Genomic DNA, 20,324 nt, shown 5'->3' with positions numbered 1-20,324 from the left:
GTCAGGTGAACTGACGCTGCGTGCGGCGTTCACGCCCGACACGGGCGAAGAACGCGCATGCCAGGCCGGCCGCGACGGCGATCGCCGCGACACCGCTGATGACCTGACCCGGGTAGTACGCCGCCGGCACCACAAGGGTCACCAACGCGACGACGAACCGCAGCAACGCCAGCAGGAACCCCACCAGCAGGAACCGCGATGTCATGCGAGCGCTCAGCTCCCCGCTCGACAGGCCACGGCGCACAAGCGGCACCAGCAGCAGCGCGATGTACGCCGGGTATGCCGTCGCGAGCGTCGAGTAGACGCGCACGAGCGGGTTCCCGAGATCGCCCGCGAGATCCGGCGCGAGCCGCCCGGTGTGCACCACGGCGAACACCGCGACCTCCGCGAGCATGAGCACGATGAACACCGCGGCGCCCGGCAACCCCGACACCAGCCGCTGCGTCCGCGGTGCGCCGTACGCCCGCGCAACCGCACTGCCAGCCAGCAGCAGACCGGTGAACAGCAGCAGCTTCGCCACCAGGTCGACCCCGTTCGGAACCGGGATCAGTCGTCCCAGCCCCGAGTAGACGGCCGGCGTGATCAGCGCGAACGCCGCCACGATCGTCACAGCCGACAACACCACGGTGAGGTTCCGGCCAGCCAAGGCCGACGGAAGGCGCGTCAGCGCAAGCGCCGCCAACACCACGACGATGAGATACCCGATCACCATGCTCAACCCAACGTGCTCTGAATTCGTCGCGCGGCATCCTCATCAGAGGCCCGCCGGCGAGCTCCCCGGAGAGTGCCCGCAAGACGAGCCTGCACCAGTTCGATGAGCGCCACATCCCGGAGCCGACCGAGCGTGTACTCACGAGCCCCGTCCGGCCACCCGGCCTCCGCCAACGTGAGCACCCCCGCCGCCGCCAGCCCGCTCGTCAATGACGTCTGTGCGATCCGAGCCGCCTCGACGAGCTGCCGAGGACGCAACTTGTTCTCGGTGATCGCCGTCGCGAGATTCGACGGCGACACGGCGAACCGCTCACTCAACGACTGCCGAATGCTCCCGGGGTCGACCGCGTCGATCCAGTTGCGCACCGAGTCATGCTGCGGCGGGTTCTCCCACTGACGAGGCGGACGCAGCAGATCCCTGCGACGGTCATCCCGCCGCGCCAAGAGCTCCGTCATCGCATCGTTCAACGTCACCTGCGACAACACCTCGACCTGCAGCGGAGGCCGCACTCCTGCAGCCAGGTCGTCGTACTCGTCGAACGCCGACAGGGACTCCACCGGATCGAGATCCAGCGCCCTGCTCGCCTGGATGATCACGCTCTCCCGAACCCGGCCCCGCAACAGCTGCGCGCTCAACGTCGTGCGGCTCACACCAGCTGCCCGAGCCAAGGGCGCCATGCTCTCCGGCAGCCCGGCCTCAGCGGCCCAGCGCCTGAATGCATTCGCGCCAACGGACACGGAAGCCTCCTCGGCGAGCGCGGGCGTGGACAGATCGGTATAGACATGTGCCCGCGGGGTAGAACGAGCGGGTCACTTCTGTAATATTGACACCAGAAGGGGGGTCATGTCAGGTGAGAGCTCAAAGTGTCGCGAATCGCGTGGATCACGTCGACGTCCGCAGACCAGTAGATGACCGAGCCTGAGCCCCTGGAGTGCGTCGTGCGTCGCTGCCGGATGGCGCCGGCCTCGAGGAGTGCGCTCAGGTGGTGGCCGGCAGCGTTCCGGGAGAGCCCGGTGCTTGCCATGACCTCGTTAGCCGTGACCTCGGTGCTGTCCATGACCACGCGCAGGACACGGATGCGCGCTGGCGTCCCCGACACCACGGCGCAGGCCTCCTCGAGGGAGGGGGCTTCGTTCAGGCCATCGGGCATCGCCCCAGTCTACGGAGGTACTTGCCAAGGCTTGGTAAATACCATAGCTTGGTAAGTAGAAGAACAGCGGGCCCTGCCCGGTCAACGGAGGGGCGTCTCGCGGCTCGGGAACTGATTTGTCCCGGTTCATGCCTGCAGATGCACCTCTCATAGGTAGAGACCCATTCGGAGGGAATGACGTGGCTACAGCGACAGGAACCGCAACCGACGTACCGGTGAGGAGCGACGGCGCGATCGCGCCGGTGCGCACGCGCCGGTCGTGGGTGTACGCCGCGGGTGCGGCCGCGCTCATCATCGTCGGCGGTGTCGCCAGCGTCTTCATCTACTCGTCGTCGTCGCACACCCAGCAGGTGTTCGTGGTTGCCAAGAGCATCGACCGCGGCGACACCATCACCAAGGACGACCTCACGACCATCGACGTCGCCGCAGGGCAGCGCACCGCCGGCGTCGCGTCGACGGACGCGAGCACCCTCATCGGGAAGGTCGCCACGGTCGACCTCCCGGAGGGCAGCCTCGTCACCCGATCGGCGGTCGCTTCGGCGCTGCCCGTCCCGGGCGGGCAGGCCCTCGTCGGGCTCTCGCTCAAGCCGGCGCAGCTCCCGGCGCAGCAGCTCGTCGCGGGGGACCGCATCGAGGTCGTCCCCATCGCTGCGACGGACGGTTCCGGTTCCGCGGTGAAGAGCAACGACGCACCCATCCAGGGCGTCGTCTCCGCGTCCCGTACCAGCCAGTCCTCCGGGACGACGATCGTCGACGTCTACATCAACGCGAAGAACGCCGCTGACGTCACCAGCCGCGCGGCGGCCGGACAGGTTGCGATCTACCTCGCAGCGGCGGAGGACTGACATGGCCGTCCACGCCTTCGCCTCATTCGCAGGCTCTCCCGGGGTCACGACCGCGGCGTTCGCGTTCGCGGTGCACTGGCCGCGCCCGGTGATCGTGTTCGAAGCCGAGACCGCCAACGCGACGTCCGCGATGACGGGCTTCTTCCGCTCGAACCTGCACCCGAGTGCCGGGGGCTTGGACAAGGTGGCCGTCGCCTACTCCCGCAACGTGCTCACCTGGCAGGACCTCATCACGCCCGAGAGCGGGCTGTCGATCGCCGTGCACGAGCTCCCGGAGCTTCCGCAGGCGATCCCGGCGTTGCCCAACGGTCATCGGATGTGGGTCGTCCCCGGCTTCCACAAGCTCAGCATTGTCGACGGCGTCCGCCGCATGTGGGCGCGGTTCCCGCACCTGTTCCGCGCGATCAGCGAAGCCGGCATCGACGTGATCGTGGATCTCGGACGGGTTGCTCACGAGGACATCCGACTGCCGCTGCTCGATTCCGCAGACCGCGTCACTGTCTTCTCCGAGAGCACGATGGTCGACCTCAACCGGATCTACCGCCGCGCCGAACTCCCGGACTTCGCCGAGCGCCTGCAGGGCGTGGGTCGTGCGGAGAAGTACCGGCTGGTGCTGACCGAGTCCCGCTACGAAGCCATCCCCGCCAGCGACTTCGGCCGCAACGTGCTGCCCGTCCTCGCCGAGCTGCCCTGGGACCCCGACGGCGCCGCCGTGTTCTCGCTCGGCCGCCCTGACGCCAAGCCCCAGCGCAACGCCTACCGCCAGGCAGTCCGCCGGGCCGTGGCCGCCCTCGACGAACAGACGACAGCAGATCTCGACCGGAAGGTGGTGGGCTGAGTGGCCGACGAGCAGACCCCCCAGATCAGCATCAGCCAGCGACCGTTTCTGGCCGATCTCGCGGCAGACCCGAACATCGCGCCCGCCAGCCCGGAACCCACCGAGACTGGCCGTGCCGACGGTCGCGCGCACCTCTTCGCCGCCGCCAGCGGCGCCCGGCTGCACCTGGTCGACCCGATCCCCGCGTCGCCCGAGCAGCTCGAGCAGCCCGAAGAGCTCCCCGCTCCCATCCCCGAGTTCATGCGTCGAGACCGAGCACGCAGCTCGCTTGTGGAGACCCACGACCGTGACGCCGACGACGTCAACTGGCGGCTCGTCGACGAGCACGTCAAGGAGCTGAACCTCCTGGACTCGGCGACGCGCTCCCGAGCGGACTTCAACGTCGCGATCGCCTCCGTCGGCCCGGAGACGGAGTTCGAGGAAGAGGCGCTGGCAGAGATGCGCCGGCGTACGGAGCGGCACGTGCAGTACGAGGTCGTCAACCACGGCCCGGACCGCGACTGGGACACGGGTCGCATCGAACGGCACGTGCAGGCGATGTTCGACACTGCGTTCCGGTACGGCCGGTTCCAGCAGTTCCTGCGCGAGCCCGACGTCGAAGACATCACCGTGGTCGGCTACGACAACGTCATGGTGACCAAGACCGACGGTCGCCGTGAAGCACGCCGCCCGATGGCCGAGAGCAACGACGACCTCCTCCGGATGGTCGCCGACCTGGCCTCCGCCCGTGGCCGCGTGTTCGCCCGCCCCAACGGGCACATCGACCTCGACATCGGCGGCGTCCGGTTCTCCGGTACCGGCTCCGCGATCACCTCACTGCCGGACCTCACCTTCCGCAAGCACAACCTCGTCGACATCGACCTGCCTGGCATGGTGCAGCTCGGCTCGCTCCCGAAGGCTGGCGCCGGCATCCTCAGCGCCGCCGTCGAAGCGAACCAGTGCATCCTGGTCGCCGGCTACCCCGCGGCCGGCAAGACGACCTTCCTCCGCGCGCTCATGTCCGCGGTGCACCCCGACGAGAAGATCGCGACGATCGAGACGGAACGCGAGCTCTACCTCGGCAAGAACCCGGAACGGCACCGTCAGGTCACCGACCTGCAGTACCTGCCGTCGACCGTCGGCACCGGCGACCTCGCCGTCCCGTACAGCCTCGAGGACGCGTTCCTGCAGTCGCTGCGCGTCTCCGCCCAGCGCATCCTCTTCGGCGAGATCCGCGGACCGGAAGGCCCGGTCGCGATCAAGGCGATGCTCGCCGGCAAGGGGTCCCTGTCGACGATCCACGCCCGCAACGCCAACGACGCGCTCCACCGCTTCGCGGACGTGCTCATGAGCGAGCAGGGCCTCAGCAGCGACATCGTTCCGCTGCGCCAGATCCTGCGCACGATCCAGATCGTCGTGTACCTCGACACCATCCCGAACGGCGACGGCACCCGCCGCCGAATCGTCTCGGAGATCGCCGAAGTCATCCCGCGCCCCGGCGGCGACGGGCAGACGCCGCTGGCGTCCCCGCTGATCAAGTGGAACTACGACCACGAGACCTACGAGAAGCACCGCCCGTCGCCCGAGCTCGAGCAGACGTTCCGCCGCAACGGGCTCAACCCCGAGATCCTGTGGGAGGAATGATGGCGCTCCTCGCAGCTCTCGCCGGCGCCGTCTTCGTCGCCGGGATCATCCTGCTCGTCCGCGCCTTCCGCCCGGCACCCCCGAAGCCGGTCTCGAAAAAGACCTCCGGCCCGACCCTGGCGCAGCGCTGGAAGGCGGTGTCGCGCCGGACGAAGAACACGATCGTGCTCGGCCTCATCGCCGGCGTCGTCGCCGCGGCGATCTCCGGCATCATCCTGCTGCTGGTCGTCGTCCCCGCCGCGGTGATCGGCCTGCCGCTGCTGCTCGGCAAGCAGGACACCCGCGAACGGGATCTCCTCTCCGCACTCGAGGCATGGACTCGCTCCCTGGCATCCACGGCGGAGACCGGCGAGTTCACCCTCCGCGAGGTCGTCGACGTCACCAGGGCCTCCACTCCGGCGATCATCCGCGTGCCCGTGGACCGCCTCGCAGCGCGCATGAACGGCTCGTGGTCCAGCTCCGCAGCGCTCCGAGCGTTCGCCGACGAGCTCGACAATCCGTGGGCCGACGAAGTCACCATCTACCTCATCCAGGCTGCTGAGTTCAGCTCCGGAGGCCTCGCCACCGCCCTCGACGGCGTCGCCGACAACCTCGCCGTACAGACCGCCATGCGATTCGAGATCTACAACGAGCGCGACAAGCCCCGACGCACCATGCGCACCATGACGCTCATCGTGGGCATCGTCCTCGTCGGCATCGTCCTGTTCTCCCACACCCCGCAAATCGCGACGTACCGCACCCCCGTCGGGCAAGTCCTCCTCGCCGTCATCCTCGCCGGCTTCGTGGCCCTGCTGATCTGGGCCAAGTCCCTCACGCGCACTCGTCCTGAGCCGCGCATCATCATCACCGACACGGAGGTGCGCCGATGAACCCCGCACTCCTGGCGTTCCTGCCCGGCGCGCTCGTGGGAACCGGTCTCGCCGTGTTCCTCCTCACCCGTGCCTCCCGCACGATCCGCGTCGACGACGCCCTCGCCCGCCTCGGCGACGTCAACACCGTCACCCTCAGCCCCGCCGGCCGCCAGCCAGGCTTCGAGCGCGCCGGCAGCTGGCTCCACCAGCACCTTCCCAACCTCCCCGGGCTGTCCGCGCCGACCAAGCAGCTCGACCTACTCGAAATGCCCGTCGCGAAGTTCTACGGCGAGAAGCTGCAGCTCGCCGTGTTCGGTTTCCTCGCGCCGCTGGTGCTGCCGTTCCTGTTCCAGCTCTTCACCGGACACTTCTTCGCACTGCCGCTGCTGCTCTCACCCGTGGTCGCGCTCATCCTCTGGAACTCCCCAGACGCCAGCGTCCGCGCCCGGGCCAAGGCCGCACAGCGCGAGTTCACCCGGTTCGTCACCGTCTACCTCGAGCTCGTCGCGGTCGCGCTCCTCGGCGAAGTCAACGCCGACAACGCACTCAAGTCCGCCGCGAGCGTCTCCGACTCGTGGGTGTTCAAGCGCATCCGCCGCGAGTACCAGGTCGCCGAACTCAGCCGAGTCTCCAAGTGGGACGCCCTCGCTCGACTCGGCGACGAGGTCGACGTCCCCGCCCTGGTTGAGATGGCGCGCATGATGCGCCTCGCCGAAGCCCGCGTCGGGCTCCGAAGCCAGCTCCGCGCGGCCTGCAACAAGCTCCGCAAGCAGGTCGCCGCCGACGACAAGGACGCCGCCGAGCGCGTCACCTCCAACATGGGCTGGCCGGTCGCGGTCTCGCTCCTGCCGATCATCCTCATCACGATGACCCCCGCCGTCCTCCAGCTCCTCACGACCACCACCTGACCACCGAAAGGAACCCACCATGAACCGCATCCGCACCGCCGTTCTCCGTCGCACCGTCACCCTGCAGGCCGACCTGCAGGAGCGTCTCGACAAGCTCACCGAAGACGCCGAAGCCGGCCTCGAGGACTCGGCCTGGAAGGCGATCTGGGTCGTCTCCGGCGCCGTCGCCGCGATCGCGATCGCCGGCACCATCGTCGCCTGGGTCAACGGCTACCTCGGCAAGCTCCCGGGCTGATCCCGCACCCCACACCGCTACCAGCATCAGGAAGGGAGGAACCATGCAGCGCATCATCGCGATCGCACGACGACTGCGGACCGACGAAGACGGCTACGCAGCGTCAGCGATCATCGCGCCTGTGATCTTCCTGCTGCTGTTCACGGCCCTGCAAGGCGCGCTCTGGTACCAGGGCACCAACGTCGCCCAGAACGCCGCCGTCGCGGCGTACAACGACGCCCGCGCCTACGAGTCCACGACGGGCGCCGGTCAGGCCTCAGCACGACAGGTGCTCGACCAAGCCGGCGGGTTCCTCCAGCACAGCAACGTGTCGGTGAACCGAACCGCCAACACAGTGACTGTCGACGTCACCGGCCAGGCCGTGTCGATGATCCCCGGCGTGCAGATGCCGGCGGTACACCGCACGATCACCGGTCCGGTCGAGCGATGGGTGCCGGCACCATGATGAGGACCATCCGACGCATCCTCCTCGACGAGCGCGGCGACCTCGAGGACCTGCCTCCGGTGACGATCATGATGATCGTCGCCCTGATCCCGATCATCGGGGTCGTGGTCTTCCTCGGGCGGTACGGGCTCACCGACAACAGCGTGCAGTCCGCCGCGTTCGCCGCGGCGCGGGACGCTTCCATGTCGAGGGGGACGGACGCCGTCTCTCACGCCAAGGAAGCCGCACAGCTCGCCCTCGGGGACAACGCTCACTGCGCCTCGCTCGACGTCGCGATCGGCGGCAACGGGCTCAGCACCGGTCTTGGTCAGACTGGGACCGTCACCGCGACGATCACCTGCCGCATCAACACCGCGGACCTGTCCGTCCCGTTCATCCCCGGCTCGATGACGATCACCAAGACCGCCTCAAGCCCCGTCGACCCCTACCGAGAGCGGTGAGCACATGAAGTTCATCCCGATGATGGTGATCCTCGCCATCGCCATGATGGTCATCGGCGGAGCCGTCGTCGACGGTGACGGGAAGACGCAGACCCTGCAGCAGGCCCTCACCATCGCGCAGGGAGCAGCCCGAGCCGGCACCAACGCGGCCACGGGCAACTCCGTCAACGGAGACGCCTTCACCCTCAGCCCCGACGCCGCCGTGACCGCGGCGGAGAACTACATCAGCGCCGCCGGTGTCCACGGCAGTGCCAGCATCATCGACAACCAGGTCTACGTCACCGTGCAGGAGACGTATACGCCGAAGATCCTCGGCGGCTTCGGGGTCGGCCCCATGCCGGTCCACGCAACAGCATCCGCCCGCCTCGTCGACCACTGAACGAACAGGAACACGACATGACCATCACCCCAAGGCTCGCCCCAGTTGCCGCGGTCGCGATCGGCGCGCTCGTCTTCCTCGCCGGCTGCACCAGCACCCCCGCAGCGGACCCGACCGCGAGCTCGAGCAAGACCGCCACACCCACCCCGACACCCTCGGCCTACACACCCCTCGGCAAGCCGGGGTCGGCCAGCGCGCCGAAGGACCAAAACGAGGCTTGGAGCGGTGCCTCCACGGCGGTGAAGGACTTCATCGCTGTGCAGTACGAGATCCAGCACGACGGCGGCGCAAACCCGGAACGCATCGACAAGTTCGCCATCGGCACCGCCCGCGATTCCGTCCATGCCGTGGCGAAGCAGATCGCAGACCAGAAGTTCAAGGTCTACGGAGCACCGAAGTGGACCGCCGACGCTGCTGCATCCACGTACGGCGCGCTCATCGACCATGACGGTACGCAGATCCCCAACGGCACCGTCTACGTCAAGGGGTGCTTCGACACTTCCGACCAGGTCTCGAAGAAGGCCGACGGGACGGTCGTGCCGAAGTCTGAGACGGTCCGCTTCCCAGTGCAGCTCAAGACGCAATACATCCCCGACGACAAGGCGTGGGAAGTCGCCGAAACGAAGTCGATCAGCGGTGAGGGGGCTCCGCAATGCTGAGGCGCAGGCAGTACCGCATCGCCGGTCTTCTTGCCGCAATCGGTGTCGCGGTCTCGATCATCACTGCAGCCCCTGCGTTCGCCGATGGCGGCGGTAGCGGCGGATGTTCAGGCGACATTCTGAACCCGACCTGCAGTGTCGGTGTGGGTACTCCCGGCACCCCCGGTGGTGGTTCGGGTGGAGGCGGGACGGCGCCGGCGCCGGGCGGCGATGACGGAGCGCCCGCTGACTTCACGCCGGGGCCGCAGAAGTGCTCCTACAACGACAAGGACGTCCCTTGCCAGAGCGATGATGGCTGGTGGTCGTCGAACGGCAACTGCACCGGCTACGTCAAGCTCAGCGACCCTCAGCCCGCACCCGAGGCGGGCGAGTCCGCCGCGACCGGTGCCTGGTACACCTGCACCTGCCCGGGCGCTGACGCCGGCAGCGGTCGCGACTGCTTCGGCGGCACGTTCTGGTCCAACACCCCGCCCGCCGGCATCAACCGGTACACGCCCGCGCAGGCTGCGGCGGCCCTGGTGAAGACCTTCCAGCTCAAGGGCATCGACATCGGCATGGCTCCGGCCAGCAAGACGCACACCGATGACCCCGCCGGTACCGCGCCGTACCGCCGCACCTGGGTCGGCATCCCCGTCTGGCTCTGGGTCGAGAACCCGCAGCCGCTGACGTACGGCCCGTACTCCAAGACCGCGACCATCGGCGGCGTCACCGTCACCGCCACCGCGTCGGTCTCCGGAGTCACGTGGTCTAGCGGCGACGGCCAGACCGTCAACTGCGGCGCCGGCACCGCGTTCAACCAGGCCGCGATGGGTAACCAGGTCGCCACCGACTCTCCGACCTGCGGGTTCCGGTACACGCACACCTCCAAGGGCGGCACCTTCCAGGTCAACGCCACCAGCCACTGGACGGTGAACTGGACCGGTGGTGGCACCGACGGCACGATCGCCGTCCGCGACACGCAGAGCTCCACGGCCGTCCGCGTTGGCGAGCTCCAGAGCGTCAACACCGTCCCCGACGGCGGCACCTACGGATGAGGCCCGTACAGGAGCGGCCGAGCGTGGAAAAGCCCGCGCTCGGCCGCTCCAGCGGCCTGTTCCGAGGCGGCTCCGGTGTGTCGGGCGGCCGTCTTCCTACACTGATGCCACCCGCACGGGGGACAGAAAGGCAGCACCATGCGTAGGTTCATCACCGGTTTCGGCGCTCTCATCGCGATCGTCGCCGTCCTCGTGGGCGTCCCGATCGTGCTCATCATCGCCGCGGGCAACCCGCTCCCCACCGGAGCTCAGCTGCAGAGCGTCATCACGCTCACCCCGGACTACGGCAACACGATCCTCCTGACCAAGCTGCTGCCCTGCGCCGGCTGGGTCGCCTGGGTGCTCTTCGCCGTCCCGTTCCTCATCGAGCTCGCCGCGACGATCACCGGACGCCCGACCAAGAAGCGTCTCCCCATCTTCCGCGGTCAGCAGCACGTCGCCGCGGCCCTGATCGCCGCCGTGCTCGTCATGTTCGCTGGCGGCACGATGATCGGCACTGCCCAGCCCGCCAACGCCGCCCCTGCTCCCGTCACGACGGTCACCTCTCAGCCGGCCGAGACCTCCGCCGCTGCTCCGGCCGCTCCGCGCGCCCCTCCTGCAGTTGAGACCCCTGCGCCCGCTGCTCCCAGCGTGACGACCAAGACGGTGCACCACACGGTGGTGCCCGGCGACAACCTCTGGAGCATCGCCGAGCAGTACTACGGCGACGGCACCCGGGATCTCGACATCTTCAACGCCTCCACCGCCACGGTGCAGCCGGACGGGCAGCACCTGACCAACCCGAACCTGCTCCGGCCCGGGTGGAACCTCACTGTCCCCAACGTCGCGGTCACCCAGACGCCGGCCCCCGCACCGAAGCCCGCCGCCCCAGCTCCGTCACCGTCCTCGAGCGCGTCCTCGAGCAACGCCGGAGCTGACGCCGGCGTACCGGCCGCGCCGAGCCCTTCTGCGTCGGCAACACCGACCGCTTCTGCCTCTGCCTCTGCGACGCCCACAGCCACGCCGAGCGCGTCGTCCACCGCCGCACCGACCGCGAACAGCAACACCGGCGCCGCGGGCGCGCAGCACGCAAACAACGCCTCGGTCGACAACGACGACGACATCAACATCCCCCTCGCGACCACCGGCGGCATCGCCAGCGTCCTCGCCGCGGGCCTCCTCAGTGCGCTGGCGGCGCGGCGCCTCAAGCAGCGCCGCAAGCGCCGTCCTGGTACCCGGATCGCGATGCCCGAGCCGGACGCCGCGAACCTCGAGCTCGAGCTGCGGATGATCGAGAACCCTCTCGGCCTGCAGGACATCGACAACGCACTCCGCAGCCTGCAGATCTGGGCCGAGGACACCGGCGCCGTTCTGCCGGAGCTGTTCGCCCTCCGCCTCGAAGACCAGGAGATCGCGCTCTACCTCAGCGAGCCCGCCGACCTACCGTCACCGTTCGTGGCCGCCTCTGCCGACCGCACCGCATGGGTCGTCCTCCCCAGCACGGCGACCACGCCCGCGCGAGAGTCCGTCTCCCCGTACCCCGCGCTCGCGACGATCGGCGTCGATGACCATGGCGGAGTACTCATGCTCGACCTCGAGCAGATCGGCTCCCTCAACGTCGTCGGCGACGAAGACACCGCCCGCGGCGTCCTCAACGCGATCGCCGTCGAGCTTGCCGAGAACCCGTGGTCCGAACAGATCGAGGTCACCCTCGTGGGTATGCCGCGCGGCCTCGCCCAAGATCTCGACCGGTTCCGTGTCCAACACGTCGACGACACGGCGGCCCTGGTCCGGAACCTCCGCACCAGCCTCGCCGGCCGCGAGGCCTCCTTCGACAGCTACGGCGTCGACGGGGTCCACAGCGCCCGCACCCGAGCCACCGATGCCGAGTCCTGGGCGCCGCACGTCGTCATCCTCGGCCAGCTCCCCGACGAAGCCGTGCAGCGCGAGCTGCAGGAACTCGTCGAACGCGTCCCGCGTCTCGGCATCGCCACCATCGCCAACGGCGAGACGCTCGGCACCGGCTCGATCGTGCGGATCTCGTCAGCGACGAGCGCAGAGCTCGTCTCACCCGGCGACGTCATGCCGCCGCTGCCCTTCACGCCCCAGGTACTCCAGGGGCGTGAACTTGAGCTCGTGCAGGAGCTGTTCGCCACGACCGAGCAGGACAGCGTTGCAGCACCCGTCACCGCCCCGATCGTCACTGTCGACGCCGCACAGGCCGCAGACGACGCTCTCACGGACGAAGCGCAGCAGGCCGAAGTCTCGGTCGTCCCGTCCGCCCTGAGCCCGGAGAGCGTCACAGACAGCGACGTGAAGGCGTCCGCAGGGGAGGATCAGCCGGCTACGGCATCCGATGACGGAGACACCGCTCCCGTGCAGCCCGCCGTTGTCGCAGACATGGCCGCCGATGTCGCAGCGGCCCCGACCGATGTCCCGAACGCGGCTCCGGATGTCCCAACGGCGACCGAAACCGCCACCGCGCCGGACTGGCCCGCCCCCTACGTGCGGATGCTCGGCCCCGTCGACGTGCTGCACCTGGCCGACCCGGACCGGCTGCCCGGCCGCGGAGCCGAGCTGCTGACCTACCTCAGCCTGTCCGCCCCCGTGAACGGGACGATGCTGCAGCAGGCGTTCTGGCCGGACACCGTCAACGCGAAGGACAGCCAGCGCAAGCTCGTCCGCCTCGTCCGCCAGGCACTGGGTGCCGACCCCGACGGCACCCCCTTGTTCCCCGAGAACAAGAACCAGGAGGGCTACCAGCTCCACCCCGCCATCGGGACCGACTGGCACGACTTCCGCCGGCTCATCGGGGACGACCTCGCCCGCACCAGCAACGAGAACCTCGTCACCGCGATCAAGCTCGTCCGCGGGACACCGTTCGCCGGCATCAGCACCCGCCGCGGATGGTGGGCGTGGATCTCCGTCCTGCAGGAGGAGATGATCGCCGCGGTCATGGACGCCGCAGACGAGCTCGCCCGCCGCGCGCTCGAGATCCGCGACGTCAACCAGGCCCGCTACGCCGCCGGCATCGCCAAGGCCGTCGAACCGCTCAACGAGGCTGGCTGGCGCACCGAGCTGCGCGCCGCGATGCAGGACCGCGACGTCGACGAGATCAACCGCATCGTCGACGAGATGTACGCCCGCGTCGGCGGCGGGGACCCGGACTACGAACTCGACGAAGAGACCGCCGAGCTCGTCGACGCCGCAACCCAATGACTGACGTGGCCCCGGACGCCCAACGTCTCCGGATCTCCACCACGCTCGCCGCGAGCATCGCGGCAGCGGGCGGCAGCGCGCTGCTCGCGATCGCGCTGCACGCGGTCGTCGGCACGGCGGCCTACGCGTGGGTCCTCACCGCCCTGATCACCGCCGCCGCGATCGCGCCCGTCGCGATCGACCTGCGCGTCCGAAAGCTGCCCAACCGGTGGGTCGCCCCGATCGCCGCGGCCGGCGCAGCCCAGGCCTTCGCCATCGCCTACGCCACCGTGGACCCCTGGCGCGTGTTCTGGCCGGTCATCGTCGCCAGCATCGTCGCTGCGTTCTACATCGCCCTCGGCCTCGCCGGCATGTTCGGGCTGGGCGACGCGAAGTTTGCCGCCGCGCTGAGCATCACCGTCGCGATCTACGCCGGCCCACTGGCCCTCTACCTGATCCCGATCGCCATGCTCCTCGGGGGACTCTGGCGGGCGGTCCTGGCCGCTGCCGGCCGCGGCAAGCGGCCTCGAGCACACGGCCCCGCAATCGCGATCGCCGCGGTCGCCATCCTGGTCACGACGATCGCGCTGCAGCAGGCCGCCGGCGCCCTGCAGTGACCGGCCCGACGCTGCGTCGCGCCGGGGTCTAGCGGCTCCGAGGGTCACCGAACTGGGGTCTCGTCAACCCGGTTTGAGCGAGCTCCTGGGCCAGGGGTCCACCGTCAACCGCGGCAGGGGTCCGAGACGGCGGGGTCGGCAGCTGTGAGGGTGTCAACCCCGCCGCTCACCGACTCGCGTCTGCGGTGCCGTCCCACTGCCCCTCCACCGTCCCGAACGCCCACACAGCCCACCCTCCCTGCAGCACGTAGATTGCGGCACCGCGGAGCCGGTACGTCACGCCGATCAGCTCGCAGGCCAGCGCGATCATGGCATCGGCGTTCGTCGTCGTGAACTCCTCGCCCTTCCGGTTCAGACGCATGAGCTCCCACTCCTTCGACAAGAAGTCGTCCCGGAGCAGGTCGTGCACGAACCGGTTGCGCCGCTCGTATACGGCACGGGCGGCGTCGAGCGTTGCCAGGATCTTCGGACGTTCCTCGTCGGTCAGTCGATCAGTCGTCGCGACCTTCCGAGCGCACTTCGTGGCGTTCTGCTGGAAGACGTCGGGGGCGTCCCGGAACGCGTGGACGTCGGTCTGTCCGTCCAGCGCGGCGTGGAGGAACCGCAGCGCCGCATCCATGCTCGTCGTCTCGGCCACGAGCCGACCGAGGAGGAACGTTCGCTGGTCGGCCGGCTCCAGGGCGTTGAGCGCACCGAGATCCATCCCGGCATCGTGCCAGCTCGTGTACCGAGCACTCGCCGTCAGGGAAAAGTCAGCGTGATCGCTGCCCGCCGACGTCGCGACCGATCTGGTCAAGCTCGGCGTCGACGCGACCGCGCGGTCGGAGCTGCCGATGTCTCACGAGCGGAGCACCCACACCTTCTGCAGCCGTCCCTGCCAGGTGGTATCGACGAGCACGGCTCGCTCCGAAGCTGCAACCGCGAAGCCGTGCGTCTTGAGGTGCCCGATCTCGACGTACTCGAGTTCGACCCACACCGGCATCGGCTTCTCGAACGCTGTTGCATCTGCTCGGTCCGCTTCCGGAGCCTGCTCGGGCGTGTAGAGGGTCACGTCGGGGTGATCGGGCGGGTGCCAGACATACCGCCGACCATCCCCGCCGGCAGCCGGACGGTCGCGGTCGAGGAACGCGTCAGTCATGCGCCCAGTCTGCCGCTCGTTCGAACGCATGTTCGATTACGTGGGATCATGACGGGCATGGGTAAGAACCGTCGATACGGCACGGATGTGTCGCGTGCTGCGATCAACGAGTTCCTGACCCGTGCCTCGCCCGTCTCGCTGTCCCCGGAGGAGATCGGAGCGGCACCCGTGGTCGAGGTCGACGGCGGCGACACGGTCGACGTGTGGCTCCGGTTCGTCGAGACGCGGGTTCAGGAACGTGCCGTGGTGGTTGCTTTCACCGATCGCGCTGTGCAGGTCGAGGTGACTCGCCGCGACGGGTCGCGGTACCGGGTGTGGGTCTGGCGTGGGGCTGTCACTCGCGCGGGGCGTGATCGGTAGAGACGTTCCGAGGCGGCCGGTACGGAGCGCGACGACGCGGACACCGCGGTGTAGGTCAGTCCTTCGTTCGTCCTCGGGTTGCGGCCTGAGTCTTCATCAGCCCGGTCTCCGTCATCTTGAGGATCGTCGCCGCTTCGCGCCAGGTGATGCCCGCCGCTCGAGCGGCCTCGACTGCGTCATAGCGCCGCGAGATCGCGGCGTCGAGCTCTTGCCGGAGCCGCTCGATGTCGTTGGCGATGTCCTTGAGTTGATCGCGGGCGTCGTCCTGAGGGGTCATGCCAACACTCTAGGTCCACCCAGTTACCCAACCCGGTGACACGCCAAACTCAACCCGGTTACTGAACATGGTTGACAGACACAACCTGGTTACGTAACCTGGTTGACATGAGGACAGCATTCGAACCCGGTCAACGCGTAGCCGGCATGTATATGAACGAGCGTGGTGCGACCGTGCTCGACTACAGCGGCGTGGTCGTCACGGTGACGCCGGCCGAGCTGTGGCCCCGCCTCGAGATCCGTTACCGCGACGGTCAGACCCGCACCACCTCGGCGCACCCCGACTTCGTCATCGCGATGGCCGGCCCCATCGAGTGGGCTCGCCGCGTCCGGGAAACGGTCCCGGACGCCCCTGCCACCGGCGAGGCCGTCGCCGCGGTCCTGCTCACCCAAGGGCACTCGCTCTCGATGCACGAGCTCATCCGGGTCGTGTGGGTGCTCCGCTTCGACCCTGACTCCCTCTCCGACCCCACGGCCGACGATTTTGTCCCGGTCCGGGCTGATCACGGCACCTCTAACAGGTAGAGACGCACGAAGGGAGCCACCATGCAGATCGAACCCACCGACCTGGTGCCGCTCGTGATTCACGTGCCCGCCGCGACGCTCGTGCAGCTGACCGTGATGGGGCGCATGCGCCCCGAGCCGGTCGCGCCGAGCACCCTCGTCGAGACCCTCGTCGACAAAGCGATCCACACGCCCCGGCGAACCCCGCTCGCGCCCGTCGTGCACCGCACCCTCGACAGCCTCACCGGCGGCGACTCGATGCAGATGCTCGCCCACCGCCTCTCCGGCTACACGACGGAGCAGATCGCGAAGATCTTTGGCCTGTCCATCGAGGACACCGCCGCCCACTTCGAGCAGCTCGACAGCGCTCACCGCAGCAAGACCCACCGGCAGCCCCGGAATCGACTGGAGGCCATCGCATGAACCGCCCCGACGACGTGGATTTCGGCTTCGACATTCCCGTGCACACCGATCTCCCGCGCACCCACTGGATGGCGCTCGACGCCTACGCCACGGCGAACGGCACCACGATCGCCGCGCTCCTGCGGGCCACCGCCGTGCACATCCTCAACGTCGCCGGCGCCGCGGCCATCGACGGAGCCACCCCGGCCCCGGTCCGCCCGGCGCCGCCGGCACCGGTCCAGATCCCCGCACCGCCGATGCCGGACGACGAGCCGGCTGCAGCGGAAGCCCCGACGCCCGTGGTCGCACTCCGCACCGTCACCGACGACGACGTGCGACGCCTCCACCGCGACGGCCTGAACGACGTCGAGATCGCCGCGGAGCTGCGCTGCAGCGAACACACGGCGTTCCGGCTCCGCAACACCAAGCTCGGCCTGCCGAAGAACGTGACCGGGCGCCCCGCCAAGCAGCAGAGGACCGCGTGAACGCCATGACCAACTTCGTCTCCCACTACCGCCGCGCGATCTTCTGGGCCACCAGCCACGGCGCCGACACTGCCCTCGCCGACCAGTTCGCCGAGGCGTATGCGACCCTGCTCGAGGACGCTCCCGCGAACCGTTACCCGGACCTGGCGCAGCCCACGCCAGCGGAGTTTGCCGACGACAACGTGCTCGAGTACGGCCAGCTCGTCGACACCACCCCGATTGGCACCGTCGTACCGATCGGCAGCCAGTGGATCGCCCGTTGCACCTCCTGCAAGTGGAACCCCGCCCGTGAGGACGCCACCACGTACGAGGCCGCCGAGCGCGCGGCAGCTCTGCACAACTCCGACATTCACTGCCCGGTACGCCGACCGCAGTGGGGCGACGTCGCCGCCTGGGCCACCGCCGAGCGCGCTGGAGCCCACGCGTGAGCCGCCGCCGTGCGCAACTCCGCACCGGTCTCATCGTCGGCACCGTGTCCGCTGGCCTGGTCATCGTCGCCCAAGTGGTCACCGGTGCGCTCCACCCGGGCGGCGGCACCCATGCCGTGGGCAGCCTGTCCATCAGGGGCGCCCCCTCCGTGACCAACCAGCTCCATGACGCCGGCCTCGTCGACGGCGACAGCATCAACGCCCCCGCCGTCCGCAAGCTCCTCGCCGAGATCCCGGCCACGGCCGCGGCACCTACGACGACGTATGACCGCGACTCCTTCGGCCCGGCGTGGGCAGATACCGACCACAACGGCTGCGACCAACGCAACGACGTTCTCGCCCGCGACCTCACCGCCGTCACCTACAAGCCCGGGACGCACGACTGCGTCGTCCTCACCGGCACCCTCGCCGACCCGTACACCGGCCAGGAGATCTCCTTCACTCACGGCTCAACGACGAGCACCGCAGTGCAGATCGACCACATGGTGCCGCTGTCCTGGGCCTACCAGCACGAAGCATCGACGTGGACTGAGCAGCGGCGCGAGCAGCTCGCCACCGACCTCAACAACCTCACGCCGTCGACGGTCCGAGCAACGAGTCCAAGTCCGACCAGGGCCCGGCGACCTGGCTCCCGCCTGCAGCGTCCTACGCGTGCACGTACGTCACCCGGTTCACCTACGTCGTGCACCGCTACGACCTCACCCTCGACTCGGCTGACCGTGCCGCCGTCAACCGCACCCTCGACACCTGCAAGTGAACGGACCAGCCATGACCCGGACACCCTCAGACCCAGCAGGCCTCGGCGACTTCATCCCCGAGCGGGACGGGCACGCACTGATCCTCGGCGCCGCCGCCGGCAGCGAAGCCGTGGGCTGGTGCTTCGCTAACGCACCGGGCGCCGACATCGTCGTACTCGCCGACCTCTCCGCCCGTCTCACAGGCCCCCGCATCACCACCACCCCCGACCCCGCCGACTGGGACGAGCTGCTCGAGCGAACCCTTGGGGAAGTCGCACGCCGCTACTCGACCGCCCTCACGTCCGTGCAGGCCCGGCGCCTGTATGTCGTCATCGACCTCGGACCACTGCTGAGTACCCCGCCGGCCCTTCCCGAGCCCGGACGGCAGCTCCTCCTCGAGCGGCTCGACGAGCTCGTGCAGATCGGCCGCGCTGCAGCCGTGCACGTCCTGGCGATCGCCACTGACCCGGCGGTTGGGCACCGCGTCAGCAGCAGGGTCCGGAACACGGCCCGCATCTTCCGGGACCCCAGGAGCAACGCGTGATGCACGGCCGTCAGATCCGAGCCGCGCTGATACTCGCGCTCCCGAGCGTGCGCCTGCGGCGCTACGTCGCCGGCGCCGCGTCCACCTACGCGATCGCAGCGTGAGCGCGGCGGACGGATTTGTCCCGGTGGCCGCGACGGAAGGCACCTCTAACCAGTAAAGGCACCTCTAACCAGTAAAGGCACCTCTAACCAGTAGAGGAAGCAAGCCGTCTCACACCGACGAACGGAAGGACCGACATGGGGTACCAGGTCTATGAAGACCCTGACCACAGCTGGCGCTGGGCGGGGTACGCCGTCCCCGCCGAGTGCGACTGGGACGGCTGCGACACCCGGATCGACCGTGGCCTTGCGTACAAGTGCGAGGACCACGGCGACTACGTCCTGATGCTCGACGGCCAGGAGATCTCCTACGACCGTTACGCCGACGAACCCGACGCCGAGGAGGTCTGGCAGGAACGCGACGGCTGCGGGCTCTACTTCTGCCCCGAACACAGGACGCGCACCAGCGAACACGCTCCGGTGCAGCCCAAGCTCGACCTGCTCGAGTGGGAGGCACACATCCTCACCGACGACTCCTGGGCACGTTGGCGCGAGCAGAACGCGACCCGCGTCGGCGTCATGCGCGCCCGCGCCCTGCACACCGCGGAGGCAGCCCGGTGAAGTACGTCCGCTGCCCCTCCTGCGCCGGAACCGGCTACCTCGACGACGAGCTCGCTACCGACGAACCCGCAGCCGTCGCCTGCACCACCTGCTGCAGCTACGGCTGGTTCGACCTCGAAACCGGCAAGCCGGCCGACGTGGAACCGCCCCTGTTCACCCTCACCGAGGAAGGAGTCCTCCAGTGACCACGCACACCACCACCGCCGAGTCACGCACCGCCCCGATCACCCCCGCGCAGCGGGAGCGCGCCCGCGCCTACCTGACTCGCACGATCAGCAACTACGAGCACGACCTCGAGACCACCGACACCGCCACCGAGACCGGCCTCGCACACGCCGCCGTGCTCGACATGACCATCGCCAGCTGGCGACGCCGCCTCGACGCACTCGCAGCGGCCTGACTGGAAGGACCCACCCATGACCGTCACCGTCTACACCAAGCCGTCCTGCGTCCAGTGCACCGCGACGTACCGGGCGCTCGACAGCAAGGGCATCCCATACGAGACCCACGACGTCTCCGCTGACGAGCGTGCGCTCGAGCACGTCAAGAGCCTCGGCTACCTGCAGGCCCCCGTCGTCGTCACCGATGACGACCACTGGTCCGGCTTCCGCCCCGACAAGATCGCCGCGCTCAGCGCATGAGCACCATCGCCGAGACCCGACCCGAGGTGGAGCCGATCGTCGAGTTCGAGCCGGTCACCCTCAAGCGCGGCAAGCCGGTCGAGCTCGTGCGCTGGTGGCACACAGCCGACGGCTGGTCCCACGATCTCGTCCGCGGCAGGTACCGACGCCGCAACCGCAACGCCATCACCCTCGAAGTCGACGGTGAGCTGCGTGACTTCCCCCGCAACCAGTGGCACGTCTGCGCCGCGTGAG

Annotated in this window: 31 protein-coding genes; 25 read left to right on the top strand and 6 right to left on the bottom strand. The window is 69.0% G+C overall.

Features of this window, described 5'->3' with window-relative positions:
• Position 1: 1 nt before the first annotated feature.
• The 3 genes from EDF27_RS19285 to EDF27_RS19275 all read right to left on the bottom strand — a co-directional run bounded on the left by EDF27_RS19285 (position 2) and on the right by EDF27_RS19275 (position 1,862).
• Positions 2–718 carry a hypothetical protein gene (locus EDF27_RS19285; RefSeq protein ID WP_132050631.1) on the bottom strand — a complete coding sequence of 239 codons (717 nt, stop codon included), beginning with the start codon at positions 716–718 and terminating at the stop codon, positions 2–4.
• Entirely contained in the window at positions 715–1,362 is a 648-nt protein-coding gene (locus EDF27_RS19280; RefSeq protein ID WP_132050629.1) for a hypothetical protein, read from the bottom strand. The genes EDF27_RS19285 and EDF27_RS19280 overlap by 4 nt, the downstream gene beginning before the upstream one ends.
• Positions 1,363–1,553: 191 nt before the next feature.
• On the bottom strand, positions 1,554–1,862 hold the full coding sequence (locus EDF27_RS19275; protein WP_132050627.1) for a helix-turn-helix transcriptional regulator: 309 nt from the start codon (positions 1,860–1,862) through the stop codon (positions 1,554–1,556).
• 215 nt (positions 1,863–2,077) lie between these two features.
• On the opposite strand from EDF27_RS19275, the gene EDF27_RS19270 reads away from it, so the two are divergent.
• The 13 genes from EDF27_RS19270 (at position 2,078) to EDF27_RS19210 (ending at position 13,913) form a co-directional block, all read left to right on the top strand.
• A complete protein-coding gene (locus tag EDF27_RS19270; RefSeq protein WP_165931584.1) occupies positions 2,078–2,707 on the top strand; it encodes an SAF domain-containing protein in 630 nt (209 codons plus the stop codon).
• A 1-nt stretch (position 2,708) separates the two neighbouring features.
• A complete protein-coding gene (locus EDF27_RS19265; protein ID WP_123704910.1) occupies positions 2,709–3,545 on the top strand; it encodes a hypothetical protein in 837 nt (278 codons plus the stop codon).
• The gene (locus EDF27_RS19260; protein WP_132050625.1) at positions 3,546–5,168 is read left to right on the top strand and encodes an ATPase, T2SS/T4P/T4SS family; all 1,623 of its coding nucleotides are present in this window, start codon (positions 3,546–3,548) and stop codon (positions 5,166–5,168) included.
• On the top strand, positions 5,168–6,037 hold the full coding sequence (locus tag EDF27_RS19255; protein WP_123704906.1) for a type II secretion system F family protein: 870 nt from the start codon (positions 5,168–5,170) through the stop codon (positions 6,035–6,037). The genes EDF27_RS19260 and EDF27_RS19255 overlap by 1 nt, the downstream gene beginning before the upstream one ends.
• A complete protein-coding gene (locus tag EDF27_RS19250) occupies positions 6,034–6,927 on the top strand; it encodes a hypothetical protein (RefSeq protein ID WP_132050623.1) in 894 nt (297 codons plus the stop codon). Before EDF27_RS19255 ends, EDF27_RS19250 begins: the two co-directional genes overlap by 4 nt.
• A gap of 19 nt (positions 6,928–6,946) precedes the next feature.
• Positions 6,947–7,162 carry a hypothetical protein gene (locus EDF27_RS19245; RefSeq protein ID WP_123704904.1) on the top strand — a complete coding sequence of 72 codons (216 nt, stop codon included), beginning with the start codon at positions 6,947–6,949 and terminating at the stop codon, positions 7,160–7,162.
• 43 nt (positions 7,163–7,205) lie between these two features.
• A complete protein-coding gene (locus EDF27_RS19240) occupies positions 7,206–7,607 on the top strand; it encodes a TadE/TadG family type IV pilus assembly protein (protein ID WP_123704903.1) in 402 nt (133 codons plus the stop codon).
• Positions 7,604–8,047 (top strand): hypothetical protein, encoded by a 444-nt coding sequence (locus EDF27_RS19235; protein ID WP_243698436.1) that lies wholly within the window; start codon positions 7,604–7,606, stop codon positions 8,045–8,047. Before EDF27_RS19240 ends, EDF27_RS19235 begins: the two co-directional genes overlap by 4 nt.
• A gap of 4 nt (positions 8,048–8,051) precedes the next feature.
• Entirely contained in the window at positions 8,052–8,426 is a 375-nt protein-coding gene (locus EDF27_RS19230) for a hypothetical protein (RefSeq protein ID WP_123704902.1), read from the top strand.
• Positions 8,427–8,443: 17 nt separating this feature from the next.
• Complete coding sequence (locus EDF27_RS19225) at positions 8,444–9,085, top strand: hypothetical protein (protein ID WP_123704901.1); 642 nt, start codon at positions 8,444–8,446, stop codon at positions 9,083–9,085.
• A gap of 143 nt (positions 9,086–9,228) precedes the next feature.
• Positions 9,229–10,119 (top strand): hypothetical protein, encoded by an 891-nt coding sequence (locus EDF27_RS20175; RefSeq protein WP_243698435.1) that lies wholly within the window; start codon positions 9,229–9,231, stop codon positions 10,117–10,119.
• A gap of 138 nt (positions 10,120–10,257) precedes the next feature.
• Complete coding sequence (locus EDF27_RS19215) at positions 10,258–13,317, top strand: LysM peptidoglycan-binding domain-containing protein (protein ID WP_123704899.1); 3,060 nt, start codon at positions 10,258–10,260, stop codon at positions 13,315–13,317.
• Positions 13,314–13,913, top strand: a complete 600-nt coding sequence (locus EDF27_RS19210; protein ID WP_123704897.1) for a prepilin peptidase — start codon at positions 13,314–13,316, stop codon at positions 13,911–13,913. Before EDF27_RS19215 ends, EDF27_RS19210 begins: the two co-directional genes overlap by 4 nt.
• Before the next feature lie 166 nt (positions 13,914–14,079).
• On the opposite strand, the gene EDF27_RS19205 is transcribed toward EDF27_RS19210, so the two are convergent.
• Together EDF27_RS19205 and EDF27_RS19200 are read right to left on the bottom strand one after the other, a co-directional pair.
• Positions 14,080–14,616, bottom strand: a complete 537-nt coding sequence (locus EDF27_RS19205) for a hypothetical protein (RefSeq protein WP_123704892.1) — start codon at positions 14,614–14,616, stop codon at positions 14,080–14,082.
• A 135-nt stretch (positions 14,617–14,751) separates the two neighbouring features.
• Complete coding sequence (locus EDF27_RS19200) at positions 14,752–14,964, bottom strand: hypothetical protein (RefSeq protein ID WP_132050620.1); 213 nt, start codon at positions 14,962–14,964, stop codon at positions 14,752–14,754.
• Between the two features lie 6 nt (positions 14,965–14,970).
• On the opposite strand from EDF27_RS19200, the gene EDF27_RS19195 reads away from it, so the two are divergent.
• On the top strand, positions 14,971–15,411 hold the full coding sequence (locus tag EDF27_RS19195; RefSeq protein WP_132050618.1) for a hypothetical protein: 441 nt from the start codon (positions 14,971–14,973) through the stop codon (positions 15,409–15,411).
• Positions 15,412–15,466: 55 nt separating this feature from the next.
• On the opposite strand, the gene EDF27_RS19190 is transcribed toward EDF27_RS19195, so the two are convergent.
• Complete coding sequence (locus tag EDF27_RS19190) at positions 15,467–15,688, bottom strand: hypothetical protein (RefSeq protein ID WP_132050616.1); 222 nt, start codon at positions 15,686–15,688, stop codon at positions 15,467–15,469.
• Between the two features lie 107 nt (positions 15,689–15,795).
• Between EDF27_RS19190 and EDF27_RS19185 the strand changes: the two genes are divergently transcribed.
• From EDF27_RS19185 to EDF27_RS19135, 11 genes are all read left to right on the top strand, one after another.
• Positions 15,796–16,212: a hypothetical protein gene (locus tag EDF27_RS19185; protein ID WP_132050614.1), complete on the top strand. Its 417-nt coding sequence runs from the start codon at positions 15,796–15,798 to the stop codon at positions 16,210–16,212.
• A gap of 21 nt (positions 16,213–16,233) precedes the next feature.
• Complete coding sequence (locus EDF27_RS19180; protein ID WP_132050612.1) at positions 16,234–16,614, top strand: hypothetical protein; 381 nt, start codon at positions 16,234–16,236, stop codon at positions 16,612–16,614.
• On the top strand, positions 16,611–17,078 hold the full coding sequence (locus EDF27_RS19175; RefSeq protein ID WP_123704884.1) for a hypothetical protein: 468 nt from the start codon (positions 16,611–16,613) through the stop codon (positions 17,076–17,078). Before EDF27_RS19180 ends, EDF27_RS19175 begins: the two co-directional genes overlap by 4 nt.
• A gap of 5 nt (positions 17,079–17,083) precedes the next feature.
• Positions 17,084–17,506, top strand: coding sequence for a hypothetical protein (locus EDF27_RS19170; RefSeq protein WP_132050610.1), 423 nt, complete (start codon positions 17,084–17,086; stop codon positions 17,504–17,506).
• Complete coding sequence (locus EDF27_RS19165) at positions 17,452–18,393, top strand: DUF1524 domain-containing protein (RefSeq protein WP_311316816.1); 942 nt, start codon at positions 17,452–17,454, stop codon at positions 18,391–18,393. Before EDF27_RS19170 ends, EDF27_RS19165 begins: the two co-directional genes overlap by 55 nt.
• Positions 18,275–18,787, top strand: coding sequence for a hypothetical protein (locus tag EDF27_RS19160; RefSeq protein WP_123704880.1), 513 nt, complete (start codon positions 18,275–18,277; stop codon positions 18,785–18,787). Before EDF27_RS19165 ends, EDF27_RS19160 begins: the two co-directional genes overlap by 119 nt.
• A gap of 239 nt (positions 18,788–19,026) precedes the next feature.
• Positions 19,027–19,449, top strand: a complete 423-nt coding sequence (locus EDF27_RS19155; protein WP_123704878.1) for a hypothetical protein — start codon at positions 19,027–19,029, stop codon at positions 19,447–19,449.
• Positions 19,446–19,634, top strand: coding sequence for a hypothetical protein (locus tag EDF27_RS19150; RefSeq protein ID WP_123704876.1), 189 nt, complete (start codon positions 19,446–19,448; stop codon positions 19,632–19,634). The genes EDF27_RS19155 and EDF27_RS19150 overlap by 4 nt, the downstream gene beginning before the upstream one ends.
• Positions 19,631–19,849 (top strand): hypothetical protein, encoded by a 219-nt coding sequence (locus EDF27_RS19145; RefSeq protein WP_123704874.1) that lies wholly within the window; start codon positions 19,631–19,633, stop codon positions 19,847–19,849. The genes EDF27_RS19150 and EDF27_RS19145 overlap by 4 nt, the downstream gene beginning before the upstream one ends.
• A 16-nt stretch (positions 19,850–19,865) precedes the next feature.
• The gene (gene nrdH, locus EDF27_RS19140; RefSeq protein ID WP_123704872.1) at positions 19,866–20,090 is read left to right on the top strand and encodes a glutaredoxin-like protein NrdH; all 225 of its coding nucleotides are present in this window, start codon (positions 19,866–19,868) and stop codon (positions 20,088–20,090) included.
• Positions 20,087–20,323 (top strand): hypothetical protein, encoded by a 237-nt coding sequence (locus tag EDF27_RS19135; RefSeq protein ID WP_123704870.1) that lies wholly within the window; start codon positions 20,087–20,089, stop codon positions 20,321–20,323. Before nrdH ends, EDF27_RS19135 begins: the two co-directional genes overlap by 4 nt.
• Position 20,324: the final 1 nt, after the last annotated feature.

The sequence above is a fragment of the Curtobacterium sp. PhB136 genome (assembly GCF_004346855.1).
Classification (GTDB): Bacteria; Actinomycetota; Actinomycetes; order Actinomycetales; family Microbacteriaceae; genus Curtobacterium.
Note: the sequence above shows the minus strand (reverse complement) of the source record. Positions and strands in the feature narration are given on the sequence as shown.